The organism is Micromonospora echinospora, assembly GCF_014203425.1.
Classification (GTDB): domain Bacteria; phylum Actinomycetota; class Actinomycetes; order Mycobacteriales; family Micromonosporaceae; genus Micromonospora; species Micromonospora echinospora_A.
In genome coordinates this window covers 300927-318258 of record NZ_JACHJC010000001.1, presented here as the reverse complement: position 1 = coordinate 318258, position 17332 = coordinate 300927, and the positions used below count along the sequence as shown (strand labels likewise).

General features: G+C 73.1%; 13 protein-coding genes. 7 read left to right on the top strand and 6 right to left on the bottom strand.

Going from position 1 to position 17332, the window contains the following annotated elements; translation table 11 throughout:
• Window positions 1–41 precede the first annotated feature (41 nt).
• Genes FHU28_RS01430 through FHU28_RS01400 form a run of 7 tightly spaced genes read left to right on the top strand, consistent with a single transcriptional unit; the run spans window position 42 to window position 10125 of the window.
• Complete coding sequence (locus tag FHU28_RS01430) at window positions 42–1031, top strand: acyl-CoA dehydrogenase family protein (RefSeq protein WP_184680091.1); 990 nt, start codon at window positions 42–44, stop codon at window positions 1029–1031.
• On the top strand, window positions 1028–3871 hold the full coding sequence (locus FHU28_RS32975; RefSeq protein ID WP_184680088.1) for a thiopeptide-type bacteriocin biosynthesis protein: 2844 nt from the start codon (window positions 1028–1030) through the stop codon (window positions 3869–3871). Before FHU28_RS01430 ends, FHU28_RS32975 begins: the two co-directional genes overlap by 4 nt.
• Window positions 3864–4916 (top strand): glycoside hydrolase family protein, encoded by a 1053-nt coding sequence (locus FHU28_RS01420; protein WP_184680078.1) that lies wholly within the window; start codon window positions 3864–3866, stop codon window positions 4914–4916. The genes FHU28_RS32975 and FHU28_RS01420 overlap by 8 nt, the downstream gene beginning before the upstream one ends.
• On the top strand, window positions 4913–6970 hold the full coding sequence (locus tag FHU28_RS01415) for an ATP-binding cassette domain-containing protein (RefSeq protein WP_184680077.1): 2058 nt from the start codon (window positions 4913–4915) through the stop codon (window positions 6968–6970). The genes FHU28_RS01420 and FHU28_RS01415 overlap by 4 nt, the downstream gene beginning before the upstream one ends.
• The gene (locus tag FHU28_RS01410) at window positions 6963–7802 is read left to right on the top strand and encodes a hypothetical protein (RefSeq protein ID WP_184680075.1); all 840 of its coding nucleotides are present in this window, start codon (window positions 6963–6965) and stop codon (window positions 7800–7802) included. Before FHU28_RS01415 ends, FHU28_RS01410 begins: the two co-directional genes overlap by 8 nt.
• Window positions 7799–9061, top strand: coding sequence for an FAD-binding protein (locus FHU28_RS01405; RefSeq protein WP_184680074.1), 1263 nt, complete (start codon window positions 7799–7801; stop codon window positions 9059–9061). Before FHU28_RS01410 ends, FHU28_RS01405 begins: the two co-directional genes overlap by 4 nt.
• Complete coding sequence (locus tag FHU28_RS01400) at window positions 9058–10125, top strand: glycosyltransferase family 4 protein (RefSeq protein ID WP_184680073.1); 1068 nt, start codon at window positions 9058–9060, stop codon at window positions 10123–10125. The genes FHU28_RS01405 and FHU28_RS01400 overlap by 4 nt, the downstream gene beginning before the upstream one ends.
• Here FHU28_RS01400 and FHU28_RS01395 read toward each other — a convergent pair.
• Genes FHU28_RS01395 through FHU28_RS01370 form a run of 6 tightly spaced genes read right to left on the bottom strand, consistent with a single transcriptional unit; the run spans window position 10065 to window position 17250 of the window.
• Window positions 10065–12221, bottom strand: a complete 2157-nt coding sequence (locus tag FHU28_RS01395; RefSeq protein WP_184680072.1) for an AfsR/SARP family transcriptional regulator — start codon at window positions 12219–12221, stop codon at window positions 10065–10067. The genes FHU28_RS01400 and FHU28_RS01395 overlap by 61 nt on opposite strands.
• The gene (locus tag FHU28_RS01390; RefSeq protein ID WP_184680064.1) at window positions 12218–13135 is read right to left on the bottom strand and encodes a DUF6734 family protein; all 918 of its coding nucleotides are present in this window, start codon (window positions 13133–13135) and stop codon (window positions 12218–12220) included. The genes FHU28_RS01395 and FHU28_RS01390 overlap by 4 nt, the downstream gene beginning before the upstream one ends.
• The gene (locus tag FHU28_RS01385) at window positions 13132–13932 is read right to left on the bottom strand and encodes a class I SAM-dependent methyltransferase (RefSeq protein WP_073831719.1); all 801 of its coding nucleotides are present in this window, start codon (window positions 13930–13932) and stop codon (window positions 13132–13134) included. Before FHU28_RS01385 ends, FHU28_RS01390 begins: the two co-directional genes overlap by 4 nt.
• Window positions 13917–15068: an aminotransferase class V-fold PLP-dependent enzyme gene (locus FHU28_RS01380; RefSeq protein ID WP_184680061.1), complete on the bottom strand. Its 1152-nt coding sequence runs from the start codon at window positions 15066–15068 to the stop codon at window positions 13917–13919. Before FHU28_RS01380 ends, FHU28_RS01385 begins: the two co-directional genes overlap by 16 nt.
• Window positions 15065–16096 carry an NAD-dependent epimerase/dehydratase family protein gene (locus FHU28_RS01375; RefSeq protein ID WP_184680059.1) on the bottom strand — a complete coding sequence of 344 codons (1032 nt, stop codon included), beginning with the start codon at window positions 16094–16096 and terminating at the stop codon, window positions 15065–15067. The genes FHU28_RS01380 and FHU28_RS01375 overlap by 4 nt, the downstream gene beginning before the upstream one ends.
• On the bottom strand, window positions 16093–17250 hold the full coding sequence (locus tag FHU28_RS01370; protein ID WP_184680056.1) for an NAD-dependent epimerase/dehydratase family protein: 1158 nt from the start codon (window positions 17248–17250) through the stop codon (window positions 16093–16095). The genes FHU28_RS01375 and FHU28_RS01370 overlap by 4 nt, the downstream gene beginning before the upstream one ends.
• Between the last annotated feature and the right edge of the window lie 82 nt (window positions 17251–17332).

The following is a 17332-nucleotide window of genomic DNA, read 5'->3' as shown; positions in this document are numbered from 1 at the left end:
CATCCACCATGTCTGACCTTTGCACCGACACGGGAGGCCGCGTGGGCCGCGTGGAGCAGGTTGTCTCGCCGGGCACCGCTGATCCGAGAGCCGGGGCGGAGTCGCCGTACCCGCTGGTGTGGCTTCGACGCGGCCCGGAGGAGTCGCGCAGCCTCGTCCAAGGGCTGGAACTGGTCCGTCACGTGGCGGCCGGGGACGTCGCCGAGGGCTGGCTGTGCATGATCGCGAACGGCACGGCGCACTACCTCTCGACCTTCGCGTCCGACGAACTGCTGGACCGGACGTACGCCCGGGACAACCAGGTGTTCGGCGTCGTCGCACCGGTGGGCGTGCTCCGTCCCGATGGAGACGGGACCGCGCGGATCGACGGACGGTGGCGTTTCGCCTCCGGCGCGGATCGGGCGACCTACCTCGCCATGGGCTGCGTGCCGGTGGAGGGCCGGCGGCGGAGTGCGCTGCTGCGCCGGGACCTGCTCCGCGTCGACGAGCCCTGGGCCGGGCCGGGCCTGCTCGCCACCACCAGCCACACACTGCGAGCCGATGACGTCCACGTCGATGAGACAGACGTCGTCGACCTGACCGACGTCCCGTCGGACCGGCCCACCGGCATCTACGGCGACGGGGAACTCTTCCTGGCCAACATGCCCGGCGTGCCACTGGGCCTGGCCGAAGGTCTGCTGGCGCTGCTCGGGCCCACCGTCACGGGCACCTCGGCGTGGGCGACCACCTACAGCGATGCCTACAGCAGGTGCGTCCTGGCTCGGCACGGCGTCACCGACATGCTGCGGGACCTCGACACCCTGGCCCGTAACGGGCGTCTCAAGCCGTTCGCCCCGCCGTTGCGTGCCGAGTTCCGGGCGCTGCTGTCCGGGGCGTACCACGTAGCGCTGGACGCGGTCCTGGCGCTGGTGGCCGCCTGCGACACCGCCGACCCCGCGTTGCGGGCCCGGCTGGTCACGGCGCGGCGGGACGGTGAGACCATGCGCCCGCACGGTGCCATGCGTTCCTACCTGCACGGACGGTCGGGGTGAGTGGCGGTACGGCGCCCCGGCTGAGCGTCGGCGACTGGTGCCTGATCCGGGTGCCGATGCTGCCTGCAGTGCCGCGGGTCGACCCCGCCGACGTACACGCGCGCGAGGCGGCCGGGCGGCTGCTCGACCTGGCGGTCGGGTACGCCTCGACGTACGGCCGGTCCTCCGGGCCGGACGGCGAATGGCGGACCGATCGGACCCTACGGGCCGTGTACGCGGCGCGGGCAAGGCACCGTCCCACCCCGTTCGGTCTGTTCGCCTTCTCCGCCCGGGCCGACCTGGTCGACGACCCCGGACCCACGCGGGTCGACCTGGAGACCGACGTCGTGGTACATCCGGTTGACGTGCCCCGGCGCATCGACGAGTGGTTCGCCAACCCCACCCTCGCCGCCGACGCCGGCCGGTGGATGTACCTGCGTCCGGACCGGGGCGCCGCCTCGTCGGCCCCGGACACGCCCGCGCTGCGTCTGATCGCGCAGCGCCGGGCAACCGGCCCTCGTGGCGCCGCCGACTGGATCGGTGAACTAGGCCGCGAGGAGTTCGACAGGTGCGTCGAGCAGCAGGTGCTCCTGCCGATCCACACGCCGGGACCGTTCGTCGACACGCCACGTCTCGACCGCCCGCGGCTTTCCGCGGCCGATCCGCAGCCGCATGCGGTGACGGTGGGCGCTCTGATGGCCACCGAGCGGCCGTTCCGCCCGGACCAGTTCGTCGACGCGTTCAGCGCGGTGCGTCCCGCAGTTGACCGGACGGCCGCCACCGCCCTGGTCGCCGGCGCGGCCCGGCTGCTCGGAATGACCTGGCCCTGGGACCGGCTGGCATCCCTGCGCAACCACCTGGAGTCCATGGTGAGCGGTGGGGCGGTGCCGCTGTCCTGGTTGCTGAGCGCACCGGTGGACCATCCGCTCGGTAGCTGGCGCCGGGAACCAGCGCCGCCGGTCGGGGCCGAGCCGCCGCCCGGTCCGGCCCGTCGGCTGTTCGTGCCCGCCGAGGACCGGGACGGCGTGTTGGTCGACTGGTGGCGGACCGCTCAGGACGTGGACCGCTGGCGCCCGCGGCGTACCTCCCGGGCGGGCGGACCGGCCGGTCCGGTCGCGGCCGTCGAACCGCCGAACGGCATGGTCTGCGGCGCAGTGCTGGCCAACCCGGTCTCCGGGACGGACGTGTGGCTCAAGATGGCCCTGTCGGGACTCTGGCACGGTCCGGGTGCGCGGCTGGCGGACGTGGTGGCGTTGCCGGCGCCGCCGGAGCGGGTGGACCCCGGTCGGCTGACCGTCGAGCTCGGCTGGACGCCCGTCGACGGTCGTGCTCCGCTGACCCGCCGGCCGGCCGGGCCGCTGCCCCGGTTGAACCTCAACCTGCCGGCCCGGCCCGGCGACATCGGGTTGGCCGACCTGGCGGTGACCGTGCTCGACGGTCGCCTGCACCTGGTGCACCTGCCGGACGGGCGACTGGTTGAACTGCGGTTCGACAGCCCACTCAACCTGGATCAGCCGACCAACCCGTGGGTGGTGCGGCTGCTGGGGATGGTGGCCGTCGAGGGCAACGCCACCGGCCGGATGATCGACCCCGCGTTCCAGCTGCCCCCGGGGTCGGTTGTGCCCCGGATCACCGGTGGCCGCTGTCTCTTCGCCCGGCGCGGGGTGGTCCTGGACGCCGGTCACCGTGCCGACCTGCTCGCTCTCGCCGAAGACCCGGGCGCGCTGGCCGGGGTGCTCGGCGAGGTGGGTCTCGGCCCGGTGGTGGAGGTGACCGAGCGCTCCGCGGACCTGACGCTGCGGGTGGACGTCACCGACGTCGACCACCGCCGGTGGCTGGTTCGCCGGCTGCGCCGCTCCGACCGGCTGGTCCTGCAGGAGGCACTGCCCGTCGCCACGCCGGTGACCTCACGGCTCGGCGACCACGCACACGACGTCTGGGTGCCGTGGGTGCGCGCCGACCTCCCGGCTACCGCGAGGCTGGCGAGCACCCGGATCGTCAGACGACCGCCGGCCGCGGACCCCGAATGGACCAGTTGGTACGTCTACGCGCCGGACCGGATAGTGGAGACCTGGCTGGCCCGTGCAGAGGTGCTCGCCCTGATGGACCGCGGTGAACTGTTCCACATCCGTTACCGGGACGACCGCCCGCACCTGCGGCTGCGGCTGCGGCTGCCGGCAGCCACCCCGGAGCTGCTAGCCGACCTGCGCGCCCACCTCGCCGCCTGGTCACCGCACCACCCCTGCCCGGTGGAGACGCACCCATGGGTGCCTGAGGACCACCGGTACGGCGGCCGGGACGCCCGCGTCGCGACCGTTGCGCATTTCTGCGCCGACTCGGCGTGGTGGATCCGCCGCCTGGCCAGAACCCCGGAGGTCACCGCGCGGTACGTCCTCGCGGTGACCCGGATCGCCACCTGGTGTCACCAACTCGCGGGGCCCGACGCGGTGGCCTTCCTGGCCCGGTTGCGCGGCCTGGACCCTCGCCTGCCGAGTAGCCGTGACCAACGGGAGTGGATGGCGAGCTACCGCATCGCCCGGCCCCAGCTGGAAGACCGGTTCGCGACCGAGAGCCGCGTTCCCGAACCCACCCTCGCGTACCTGACCGGGCTGGAGCCGGACGCGCGCCTACTGGCGCTCAACAGCCTGATCCACATGACTGTGAACCGGGGCCTCCCGCTCAACCAGGCGGTGTCCCGGGAGCCGGAGATCGTGATGGCCGCCGCCCGCCTGCTACGGGCCCGTACGGCTCGCTCCGTGGATGCCGGTCGGGCCGGCCGGTCGTCGGCGGCGGAGCGCGTCGCCACACCGGCGACGGCGTGCCCGACCCGCACACCCGACCGGGACGGCGCGGATGTCTGACCCGCAGGCCGCCGGGCGTCTGCTCGCCAAGCTCGTCGTCGAGTTGCGGGAGCGCGGCGGGGCTCCTGCGGCGACCCTGGCCGGCATCGCACTGCTCGCACAGCGCCTGCACCGGCGACCACTCGCGGCCGGACTCACCCGGGTCGCACTCGGCGCCGGGCCGGCTGCCGACGACCGCACCGCCTGGCTGCTCCACCGGTTGGCCCGGGAGTGCCTCGGCGACGAGCCGGATGACCCGCGCCTGGTTGCGGCTGCCCACCGGAACGCCGTCGCCGCGCTTCGGGCCCAGTACCGGTCCGACCTGGAAGCCGGAAACGTCGACCTGATCAACGGGGCCGGCGGGGTGGGCATGCGACTGTGGGACGTCGCCGACGACGAGTTGCGGGGCAGCATGGCCGCCTCGCTCGCGGACGTGGCCCGGCGGATCGCCGCACAGCGTAGTAACGGCCTGTACCACGGCCGCCCGGGCAACCTCCTGCTCCGGCGGATGCTGGCGGACGTCGCGGACGAGCAGGCCGCGGCCACGACGGTTGTTGGCGACCTGCTCCGACTGACCCCCGCCGCGCTGGACACCGGGGAACTCGGTGTCGGTGGCGTCACCCTGTGCTCAGGGCTGCCGGGGACGGCGGTCGCGCTCGGCCCCGACGTGGACGCCGCGCTGGCCGTCTCGGTGACGCAGGCGCCGGTCACCACCCCGACGCTTGCCCGGCTGGCCACCCTGGTCGCCGATCCCGCCAGCGACGAGACGCTCTGTCACGGCCTGGCCGGAGTGGCCCTGGCGGCCAGGCTCGCCCCACTCTGGGCCGGCCTCGTACCCGATGACCTGCGTGTCCGGCTCACCGCGCGGCTCGTCGCCTATCTCGACCGGACCGACGACGGCGGGCTGAACGCCGTGTTCGGCATGCCACTGGCGCACGCCCTGCTCAGTGGTCCGCTGGGCGTCGCGTTGGCGCTGGTGGAGGCGACCGAACCGACACCGCCGTGGTGGGGCGCGGTTCTGAGCCTGGGTGACGGGACGGCGACCGTGGTCGGGGCGCGGGGATGACCTTCACCCTGCAACGCCAGGACAACGACTGCGGCGTGGAAGCCCTGGTCGTCAGCCTGCGGCTCCTGGGACACGACCCGCCCGAGGCGCGGCTGCGGGAAACACTCGATGCCCGGGGCGCCCGATCGATGCGGGAGTTGAGGGACACCGCCGCCGAGGTCTGCGGTGTCGGCTACCGGGGTACGCGCGACTGCCCGTTCGACGCGCTGACCACCGGAGCGGTGGTGCACCTGCGCGCCGACCACTTCGTGACAGTGATCGGCCGGCGGTTCCGCCGCGTCAGGATCTTCGACCCGGCCACCGGCCCGGAGTGGCTGGACGAGCGCCGGTACCGGGAACGTTGCTCCGGCTGGGTGCTGGTGCCGCGGGAAAGCCCCGCACCGAGCGTCCGGCCCCGCGTGGCCCGGCTCGGGTGGCTGCGCCCGTTGGTACGGGCAGGAGGTCTCCGTTTCCGTCACGTCGTGCCGGTACTCGCCGTCAGCCTGTTGCTCTACACCGGGCTGACGCTGCTCAACCTGGTGCTGATGCCGTACCTCAACCGGGCGAGCGGGCAGGGCGGGGACAGCGCTCCCGGCCTCGTCGCCGGCCTGATTCTGTTCTTCCTCGCGCTCAGCGCGATGTTCTGGTTCCGGCACCGCCACCTCACCACGCTGGGGCTGGCGTTCGACAGGGCCCTGCTCAACCACCTGGTGGACCGGCTCTCCCGGACCGCCACGAACGTCGAGACATCCTCCGGTTCCCTGCTGCACCGGGTGACCACCGTCCGCGAGGTCCGTGAGGGAAGCACCGGGCTGGCCCTGGCGGTGTTCACCGACGTCTGCGCGGTGCTGGTCCTGATGAGCTTCATGGTGTCGATGTCGCTGCCGCTGTCCGCGGTGGTCGCCGCGCTCGCCGTCGGGCACGTCGGGCTGACCATGCTGGCCCGGCGGCCGATCGTGCGGCACTACGACGAGCGGCTCCGGCTCGAGGGTGAGGTCCACGAGGTTCTGATCACCCTCACCCGCGGGCTGTCCACATTCCGGGGACTGGGTGCGACCGGACACCTGCGAGACACCCACGCGCGCCGCCTGGACCAGCTCAACGAGGCGATCCGCGCACTGAACTTCCGGCTTTCCTGGGTCACCGGCCCGACCGAGGCGCTGAGGTTCGTCGGTCTCTACGCGATTCTGCTGGTCGGTTCGGTGCTCGTCTCCGCCGGCGCGGTCAGCACCGGAGAACTCTTCGGCTTCCTCACCATGGGTGGCACGGTGATGTTCGCCGTGGTCAACGTCGCGGAGAGCCTGCCGGCCGCCGCCCAACTGGAACGACAGCTCCGCTACGTCGCGACCCTGATGGACCTGCCGGTGGTACCGGCCGGCACCCGCACCGAGCCGGTGCCGGGCGCTCCGGCGGTGGCGCTGCGCGAGGTCCGGGTGCATCGCCCGCGCGACGGGTTCGACCTACGGCTGGACCTGCATGTGGCGAGAGGTGAGACGGTCACCGTCGGCGGGGCGAGCGGTGCCGGCAAGTCGACGATGGCACGGATCGTGTGCGGGCTCGATCCGGTCCCGTCCGGCCACGCCGAGGTGTACGGCGTCCCCGTCGCCGACTGGGACCCCGACCGGCTCCGCCCGATGGTCTGCTACGTGCCACCCCGATCGGACTTCGCCCGGACCAGCCTGCGGGACAGTCTGTGCAGCGGTGCCGACGACATCGGGGAGGCGGACCTGCACGAGGTGCTTCGCCTGTTCGAGCTGGACGAGGTGCTGCGACCGCTGCGGCTGGGACTGCGCACCACCCTCCAGATCGACAACGCCACCTTCAGTGCCGGGGAGGTGCAGCGGTTCGCGCTGGCCCGGGCGCTGCTGCGCCGGCCGTCCCTGCTCATCCTGGACGAGGCCACGAACTCCCTGGACCGGGCGATGGAACTGCGACTGCTGCGCGCGGTGCAGCAGCGGGTGGAGACCCTCGTGGTGGTCAGCCACCGGCCGGTAGCGGCACACCTCGGCAGTCGGCACCTCGTGGTGGAACGGTCCGCCGACGGCATCTCCCGGCTGGTGCCCGACCATGGCTGAAGGGCTGCGCGGTGTGCACGCGTACTGGCGGGTGCCGGGCTGGCGGCCCCGGGCGTACCGGCAGCTGGCCGCAGCCACCTGGCTGCTCAGCGTGCTGTCCTGGCGGCGTCACGCCGGCCCGGTCGAGTTGTACGCCGACGCCCCGACCACGGACTGGCTGGCCGGGCTGGGCTGGCTCGACCTCTACGACCGGACCACACCGCTCGACGACACCGGGCTCGACCACCGGTACGACAGGAGCGCCTGCTTCGCGTTGCCGAAGCTGCTCGCCCTGGCCCGGTTCCCGGACGCGGTCCTGGTCGACACCGACGCCTACCTGCTCGCGCCGCTGCGGCTCACCGGCCCCGGATCGCACTTCGCGCACCTCGAGGTGGGGGACGGTGATTTCTACGCCGGCCTGCGCGGCCTGTGCAACCCGGCCGGGGTGGATCTGCCCGACGCTCCCGGACTGGTCGGCAACACCGCCCTGTTCCGCGCCGCCGACCGGGCACTCGCGGATCGGATCAGCGCCACCGGTCTGGCCTTCCTGGACGGTAACCCGGCCACTCCCGGGCGGGACCCTCACCTGCACATGACCGTTGCCGAGCAGGTGCTCGCCACCGACCTGACGATGCGCGCCGGCCGGCCGGTCACCAGCATCTTCGCCGCCCGCTGGTCCACCCGCTCGCTGCGCTGGCTGAGCCCACCCCCGGCCTTCGGCCACCTGTGGAACCTGAAACGAGGCGGCGGTGCCGAACAGATCGTCGAGGTGTTCACCATGATCCGCCGGATCCTCGTCAGTGACTACGGCGTGGCGCCCGGGCAACTGCGCGTCGCCCTGGAGCAGGCATGACTGCCACAGCCCTGCCAGATCTGCTGGCCAACGCCGGTGCGGTGGTCCGCGCGGCCCCCGACTCCACCGTCCCGCGTGGACACCGACCCGACTGGCTGGTCGAGCCCGAATCGCTGGCCGGACTGATGGCCGTCGTCGGTGTGCTCAACGCCGCCGGGGTCCGTTGGCGGGTAGACGCACTCGGCCGCAACTGGGGCTATGACGACGCCCGGGTGCCCGAGCCGGGTGCGATCGTCCGGCTCGCCCGGCTGGACCGGCTCGACCTCGACGCGGAACTGGGCCTGGCCACCGTCGAGCCCGGGGTCACCTTCGCGCAACTGCAGCGTGCGCTCGACGAGGCCGGTGCACCGTACCGGTTGCCCCCACCCGGCTCCGGTCCGCACACCTCGGTGCTGGGCAACGCTCTCGACCGAGGGCTACTGGCCGGGCTCGGCGAACGCGAACAGCATTGCCGGGACTTCCTCGTGCTCAGCCGGGAGGGCACGCTGTTCCGGCTCGACTGGACCGGCGACGAGGACGACCGGGTCCGGCGCGCGTTGCCCTACCCGCCCGGTCCGCACTCGCGCGGGACGGTCTTCCAGACCGGAGGGCACGGTCCGGTGGTGGTCGAGTTGACGCACGTCCTGCCGCCCGCGGTGCCGTACACCGCGCCACTGGTGCTGCTCGCAGGCCCCGAACCGACCGAAGCACTGCTGCGATGCTGGCGGGAACTGCTGCACCATCGGCTGGTCACCGGCTCACTGCTCCAGCCCGTGGCGCGGCGGCAGATGCAGGGCGTCACCACCGCTCATGACGGTCTGGTGCTGTACCTGACCGTCGGCGCCGTCTCCCGGCCCATGCTCGGTACGATCGTCGCCGAGGTTCGGCGGATCGCCGGGCAGCACGGCCTGCGGGTGGCTCTCGACGCAGTCGGCCACGCTGACGACCTGCGCGTCGTCGGAGGAAGCGCGGACCAGCCGGAGGCGGTCGCCGGCCGCCCGGTCGGATTGGAGTGGCACACCGCCTGCCTGCCGTTCGACCCGGCGCTCGTGGTCGCGTACTGGCGGGCCAACCAGGACGATCCGGCGTTGGCCGACGGTCCGTGGACCCTACGCCCGCTGGACTCCCGCGCGCTGGTCTGGCTGGCCCCGTTCACGTACCGCAAGAGCGACCCGGCCAGCCGGTCCGATCTGCGTCGCCGCGTGGACGCGTTCGAACGGATACGAACCGCGTTCGGCCTGACCGCGTACCGCCGTGGCGGCCTGTGGACGCCTCGTTGAGGCACCTGCTGGTGCTCAGCGGGTACCGGCTGGCGGAGGGCCGCTCCGGTGAGGCCGTTCACCTGCGCGAGCTCACCCGCGCACTGACCGCCGCCGGGCACCGGACGACCGTGCTGGACGGACCACTGCACCCGGGCCGGCCGGTGAGCGACCCGCAGACCGAGCTCGGTCCGCTCCGCGCCGAACTGGACCGGCTGCTCCGCGCCGACCGGCCGGACGCGGCCCTGCTCTGGCCGGGAGCCGACGGTGAGGAGACGCCTCTCGTCGATCGGTTGGTCGCCGCCGGGGTCCGGCTGGTCGTCGAGCACCCAGCCGCCGACCTGCCGCCCGCCGCCAGAACCCTCGAACGCGCCGACGAGGTCGTCGTTCCGTCGGCGTACGCCCGGGAGCAGCTCGCGGCCGGCGGTGGCCCGTGGGCACACGTCGTCGCGCCGATGTCGCGCCCCTGCGACTGCCCGGCGGTGCGCCCGCCGGTCGGCCGGCGCGGACCGGTCCGGGTCACCTTCGTCAACCCCGAACCAGCCAAGGGCCTCGGCGTCGTGCTCACCCTGGCGGGGGTCGCTGCCGCGCGCCGGCTGCCGTTCCGGTTCCGGCTCGTGGAGGGGCGGTGGACCGCTGTTGACCTGCGCCGGGTCGGCGTCGACCCGGACCGCTGCCCGAACGTGGAGGTGACGCCGTTCCGGGAGGACGTCTGCGCGCTGTACGCCGAGACCGATCTCCTGCTCGCGCCGAGCCTCTGGCGGGAGAGCTTCGGCATGGTCGCGCGGGAGGCGATGCTGCACGGACTACCGGTCGTGGCGACCCGGGTCGGTGGCCTGCCCGAGGCCGTCGGCGCCGGTGGTGTCTGCCTCGACCCGCCGGCCAGTGACGCCGACTACGCGGTGACGATGAGCGCTGCGGAGATCCGGCGTTGGTTGGAGGCAATGGTCGCTGCCGTACGGGGCGACGCCCCCCAGGTGGCACCGGGCCTACGCGCCCGCGCCGCCGCCGCGACGGTGGCTGCCTACCAGGAACTTCTCGACTGGCCGACGGCGGTCGGCACCGGCGGGCAGGCGCGTACGTGACTGTGCCGGTCGGCCAGGGCGGCGGCGATGCGATCCGCCAGTTCCGGCCAGTCCCGGTCCTGGGCGAGGGCCTGCACCGCGATCAGGTTCGCCCGCTCCTTTCGCAGCCACCCGGCCGGATCGGCGAGGGTGCGGTTGTGCAGGTCCACGTCCGGCGGCGGCGTGGGTTCGGCGGGGTGCGGCGAAGCCGTGATCCGCCGGACCGCCTCGCCGGCCAGCACACCCCAGGTGTGCGCGGCACGGGCCACCGGATCGTCGCCCGGCGGGTCGCCGCCCTCCCCGGCGGCCACGAACGCGGCGACCAGTCGATGGACCAGGTACCGGTTCGGCCCCGGGGCCGAACCCGGGGCGAGGGTCAGCAGGTGACAGCGGACCAGTTCGTCCAGGACGCGAACCGCCTCGCGGGCACCGAGACCGGCGCAGGCGACCGGTACCCAGTCCGGCACGGACGGAGTCGGCAGCTGGGCCGCCGCCGCCAGCACCCGGGTCGCCGACGGGCTGAGCGACCGGTGAACGGCGGCCAGGCCCTCCCGCACCGAGAGCCCGTCGACTGCGAGTTCGTCGAGCAGGTGCCGTGGATCGGCGAGCAGTTCCGCCAGATCGGTCAGCCGCGTTCCGGATCGGACCCGGGCCGCCGCGATCCTTAGCGCGAGCGGCTGCCCGCCGCAGGCCCGGACCACCGCCCGCGCGGCGGCCGGCGCCACCTCACTCCGCCGGTCGTCGAGGTGCGCCGTCAGCACGTCCAGCCCGGCGCACTCGGGCAGCGGGTCCACCCGGTGCCGCCGCGCACTGGGGAGGTCCAGCAGGAATCGGCTGGTCACCAGCACCGCGCAGCCCGGGGCGGCCGGAACGAGCGGCTGGACCTGGTCGACCGAGCCGGCGTCGTCCACCACGACCAGCAGCCGCCGGTCGGCCAGCCGGCTGCGGTAGAGGGCGGCGCGTTCGTCAAGCGAGTAGGGAAGCTCCCGGTGGTCCACCCCGAGGCCCCGTAGCGCCTCGGCGACGACGTGCCGGGGCGCCCGCGCCTCGGATCCGCCACTGCGCAGGTCGAGGTACAGGTGACCGTCCGGGTAGTCGGCCCGGACGGTGTGCGCGATCCGGACCGCCAGGGCGGTCTTCCCGACACCGGCCATCCCGTGCAGCAGCAGCACCGGTGGGGCCGGCCGGCTCTCGGGGCCTTCCTCCGCGTGCAGGTGGGCGCCGAGGTGGACGACGTCGTCGGCCCGCCCGGCGAACGGCACCGGAAACGGCGGCAACTGCGCCGGGCGGCAGGACGTCGAGACGGCCGGACGGTCGCCGACCGTGGTGGCGGCGGGCTCGGCCGGTGATCCTCCCGGGGCGTTCAGCGCGGCATCCTGACGCAGGATCGCCGTCTCCAGTTCGGTCAGCGCCGGACCGGGATCGAGACCGTACTCGTCGACCAGGATCTCCCGGCCCTGCCGCCCGACCCGCAGCGCGTCCGGCTGCCGTCCGCTGCGGTACAGCGCGAGCATGAGCTGGATGCGCAGCCGCTCCCGGAGCGGATGCTCGGTGAGGTACTCGGTCAGCTCGGTGACCAGCCGGTGGTGCCGGCCGAGCGCCAGTTCCAGGTCGACCAGCCACTCGTACTGATCCAGGCGGGCCTCCTCCAGGCGGGCCTGTGCCGGTTCAAGGAAGTCGCCGCTGGCCCCGGAGAGGGCCGGGCCCCGCCACAGTGACAGGGCGGACCGCATCAGGCCGGCTGCGGTTTCCGCCTCGCCCCGGGCCGCTTCGGCGCGGGCCAGGGCGGCCTGGTCGGTGAAGAGGGCCAGGTCCAGCTGCTCCGGGCGTAGTTCGAGCCGATACCCGCCGGGTTGGGTGGAGATCGGATTGTCGGACGACCCGGCCGCGTGGATGGCCCGCCGCAACCCGTGGATGTCCGACTGGACCTGCGCGCGGGCGGTCGTCGGTGGCGCGTCGCCCCAGGTCGCGGCGATCAACCGATCCACCGTGACCACCTGGTTCGCGTGGAGCAGGAGATATGCCAGGATTCCCAGCCGGCGGGGCCGATGGATCTCGGCCGGGCGCGCTCCCACGGTGACGCCGACCGGACCGAGCACAGTGAACCGCAGGGTCATGGCCCCGACACCGGTCCCCGGCTCCGCACCTCGGCGACCGCCGGGGCGAGAGAAGCGAGCGCGGTGAGCCGGTCCAGGTCCGCCGGCCAGTTGCGGGCGACCTCGGTGACCAGTCGGCGGACGTAGCGGGCCTGCCGCAACGGGTCGCGGGCGAGCAGACGCTTGCGGATCCAGGTGTGGTGGAACGGAGCCCTCCTCGTGTCGCCCGACCAGGCTCGCTCCCCGGGATCCCAGACCGCCGGCGTCACCGGCGCGTAGCTCAGTCCGAGCCGCTCCGCCTCGCACAGCACCAGTCGTTGTTCGCAGAAGGCCGGCAGGGCGACCGGGGCGCAGCCGGCCGGATCGGCGTTGCCCCGCATGAACGTGCGGGCAGCGGTCGTGAAGGCGGCCCGGTGCCGTTCGTTGTTGAACACCGCCAACGCGGTGTTCGCTGCCAGGTCCGGCGGGGTGCCGGCGACCCGGTCGGTGCCGGGGAGTCGCTCCAGCGGCGGGTAGATGTCGCCGGTGGCACGCTCGACGTGCGCGAAGACGAAGTCGGCGCAGGTGGTGTCGACGGAGGAGAGCAGGAACAGGTCGAGGTCGAGCATGGCCACCGGGGCGCGCTCGGCGGCCAGCGCCACCAGCTTCCCGCCGGTGTAGTAGACCACCGGGTCGACGTCGTACGGGGTGACGTCGTCGAGGTCGGTGGACACGTCGGCATAGAGGTCGAGCAGTCCCAGCCGGTCCAGCTGGTGGGCGCCTGCGTCGTCGGTGTAAAGGCGGACCGGCCCGTGGAATCGTTGCCACGAACGAACCGACAGGACGGCGGTGACGACTTCCCACGGCGTGAACTCGTACGCCACACCTCGGGCTCGGCTCGGCGCGGTCCAGAGGGTGTGGAAGGCCGGCACCTCGGCCACCGGGGAGCTGTTCACGCCTTCTCTCCCACCAGGTGCGCGTGTCGACCCAGCATGGCCAGCTCCGGGTTCCGGCCGGCGGCGTCGTCCAACGCGAACACCGTCTCCGGGTCAAGAATCCGGTCGCCGTGTCCGGCGGCGAGGACGTCGTGGAAGACCCGGACGCCGTACCGGCCCACCAGGCGCAGCCCGGCCGCCTCCATCCGCTCCGCGACCTGCCCGACCGGTAGCGCCGCTCGGCTGAACCGGTGCCCGTCGAGGCCCACTGTGAGAGTGCCGGATCGCAGCCGGTCGAGCAGATCACCGGGGTCCGCGCCCCGCGCGGCGGCGGCCAGCAACTGGCCGTACGGATTGCTCACCACCACGGAGACCAGGCAACCGACGGGCACCGCACGCAGGCAGCCGTCCAGGGCCGCACCCCAATCGGGTACGTACTCCAGCACGTTGTGCAGGCTCAGTCCTCGCGGTCCGGACCGCCCGATCAATGCGGGCACGTCGTCGAGGGTGCCGGGGACGATGTCGCACCGTGCGAGCAGTCCCGCCCGGGACAGTCGGCGACCGGCCGCGTCCCGCAGGTCGGCGGCCGGCTCGACCAGGGTGACCCCATGGCCGTCCCCGGCGAGATCCACGGCGAGCAGACCGTCCCCTGCACCCGCGTCGAGCCACCGGCGTGGCCCGTCGGTCAGGTGTCGCCGGAGGTTGGCGACGATCAGCCGGTGCCGCAGTCGTTGCCACGATGTCTCCACCAGCGTCGTGTACTGCGCGGCGAGCCCGTCGAAAGCGTACGGCGCTCCCGGCTTCACAGCCTCGTCCACAGCCGCTCCAAATCCTCGTCGGTGGTGTAGTAGTGCGGGGCCAGCCGGATGTGGGCGGTTCCCGGACCCGGCATCCGACGCACCGAGGTGACCACCCGGCCGGCCAGCAGCCGCCGGGCCAGGTCCTCGGCGTCGACACCGTCCCGGCGGAACGCCGTGATGCCGCTCCAGCGCTCCTCGGTGGCTCCGGGCACCTGGTAGCCACGCCCGGTGAGGCCGGCGACAAGCGTCCGGCGCAGCGACCCGAGCCGGTCGGCGACGGCCGGAACCCCTACTTCGTGGAGCAGGCGCAGCGCGGCCCGCAAACCGAGCAGCCCGAGCACGTTGAGCGAACCGGGCTCGAACCGCCGTGCGCCGGCGGCGAGCACGCCGTCGGCGGTGTACCGCTTCGGGTCGTCCATGCTGTGCCAGCCGACGACCGGGACCCGGAGTTGCTCGAGCAGTGCCCGGCGGACGTAGAGCACCCCCATTCCGGCCGGGGCCAGCAGCCACTTGTGCCCGTCGGCGGCGAGGAAGTCGACGTCACGAGCGTCCACCGGGACGGCCCCCAGGGTCTGGATCGCGTCCACCGCCAGCAGCACCGACCGTCTGCGCAGGGCGCGGCCCAGGCCGGACAGGTCTGCCACGGGCCGACCGGTGACGAAGTGGGCGGTGGAGACGACCACCAACCGGGTCCGGTGGTCGACGGCGTCGAGCACCTCATCGGTGCCGACCGGCGTGTCCCGGTACGGCAGCGTGGCCACCTCGACGCCTTGCTCCCGGAGACTGGTCCAGGGAAGTAGCAGGCTGGGGAAGTCGTCGGCGGCCACCAGGATCCGGTCGCCGGCTTGCCAGCGCAGAGCCCCGGCCACCGTGCCCAGCGAGGCCGAGGTGGACGGGCTCAGAGCGATCTCCTCGGTGTCGACCCCCAGCAGTTCGGCTGCGAGACACCGCACGTCTTCTGCCAGGCCCGGGCAGAGCAGGTCGAACTGTCCTTCTCGGCCGGCCCGCTCCAGGTAGGCGGTGACCGCCTCCACCACGGGCCTGGGCAGCGGAGCGACTGCGGCATGGGCGAGGAAGGTCCGATCCCGGCTCACCGGGAACAGATCCATTCGGAAGTGCGCGTCCCGCAGGATCCGCTCCAGCGGGCCACTCATCCCGCTGGTCCCGCCGTCGCGTACCGCACGGTGCGGGCCAGCCCGTCGGCGAGCGAGACGGTGGGCACCCACCCCAATTCGGTCCGTGCCCGGGTGACGTCCAGGCTCTTGACAATCGGCCGGTCCCGGCGCGGGCCCCGGAACAGCGGCTCCCGCGCCACACCGTCGTACGCCTCGCTCACCATCCGGGCGACGGCCCGTATGGCAGTGGGACGGCCGGAGCCGAAGTTGTAGCAGCTCCCGGGGTTCCCGGCGAGACGCTCGGCCACCCGCAGGTAGCCCTCGACCATGTCACCGACGAACAGGAAGTCCAACCGCGTCGTGCCGTCATCGCGGTCGCCGAAGTCGTACGGACCACCCTCGCGCAGCCGCCGGAGTGCGTGTGGCACCAGGCGGGAGGTCTGTCGATCGCCCGGCCCGTAGGTGTTCATGAACCGGCACACCGAGGCGGGTAGGCCGAAGGTGCGGGCGTACGCCTGTACAGCCACGTCGGCAGCAATTTTCGAGGCGCCGTAGAGATTCGCCGCCGCGCGGGCCGGGTCCTCCTCCTGCAACGGCCGATCGTCGTGGTTCTCGCCGTAGTAGCCGCCGGTGGAGGCGAGGACGAAGGCGGTTCCTTGGTCGATCCGGCGGACCGCCTCCAGCAGCGTGTAGGTTCCGCCGGCGTTCACCGCGAGGGTGTCGGCCGGCGTACGGATGCTCTCCGGCACCAGGGGCTGGGCGGCCAGGTGGAAGACCGCCTCGGGACGCCACCGACGCAGTGCCGCGACCACCGCCGCCTGGTCGCGGACGTCTCCACGCATCACGTCGACCTCGGCTCGCGCCGGATCCCCGCAAAGTACGCCGGGCTGCTCCGGTTGCCGGTCGAAGACGCCCACCTCGGCGCCGAGCGCGACCAGCCGGAGCACCAGATGACCACCGCCGAAACCGCAGCCACCAGTGACCATGACCCGCCGGCCGGCCCAGAATCTCGCCGGGTCGACGCTCGCGGGCGGGTGCCCTGCCACGGAGGGGAGTGGTGCGGTCATCGGGTCGTGCCGGCGAGCACCGGGCCGGCGGTCGGGTCGAGGTACCCCGCCCGGGCCGCCCGGACGGTCACCCGCAGCCCGTGGTCGAAGTCGGTCCGGGCCCGGAAGGAGGTGGTCTGAGCGAACTTCGTGCCGTCGAGGTGCTGGCGGCTGATCGTGGTCACCCCGGGCGTCTGGCCACGGACCACCACCCGGAACCCGTTGGCCATGATCCGCTCGGCGCGCTCCGGGTCGAGGCGGCGTTCGTACTCGGCAGCGGCCTCGACGACCCGGCGCAGCACCTCCGGGGTGCTGAGGTTGACGCAGCCGGCCACGTTGAACACTTCACCCCGGCAGGCGGGGTGACCCGCGGCGAGCAGCAACGCGGTCACCACGTCGTCGACGTAGATGTAGTCCCGCCAATGCCCGATCGATTCGAAGTACAACTCCGGCGGGAGTGGGCCGGCGGGGTCGAAGATCAGGGACAGCGAGCGGGGGACAAGCCGATAGCGGCTGTTCCGGTCGTCCGGGCCGAACACGTTGCACAGGCGGAGGACGACGGTGGGGACGCCGAAGGACTGATGGAACGCCTGCCCCATGACGTCACCCGCGAGCTTCGCGGCGTCGTAGATGCCGATCCCCCGCAGTGCGCTCTGCTCGGTGTACCGGCTCCCCTCCATCTCCCCGTACACCTTGTCGGTGCTGGCGATGACCACTGCGTCGGGCAGTGCGGACGGCGCGCGCCGCAGCGCGTCGAGCAAGTTGACCGTGCCGATCGCGTTCGTCGCGATGGCACCGGTCGGATCCTGCGCGGCCCGTTCGATCACCGAGTACGCCGCCAGGTGGAACACCGCGCGGAAGGGGCCGTCGGCGAGCGCATCGTGCAGGTCCTCCGGACGCCGGACGTCACCGGCCACGATCCTCAGCCGTGCCACCGAGCCGGCAGGCACGCCGGCACGCAATCGGTCGGCGCGCGTCGAGGTGCGGTCGCTGTCCAACACGGTGACCTGGACGCCGAGTGCGAGCAGGTGCCGTACGAGGTGACTGCCGACGAACCCGAGCCCGCCGGTCACCAGGTACCGGCCGCCCTCCGCCCTCGGTTCCGGACACTCGGTTCCGGTCCGTGCCTCGGCCGCGCCGATGATCTGGGGAGAGGCCTCGGGAACTGGTTTCACCACAACCTCCCTCACTTTGGGTGAGCATGGACTGCGGTCAGCCCCGGGTGGCATTACGCCGAAGCGGCTGCCGACCGGCATC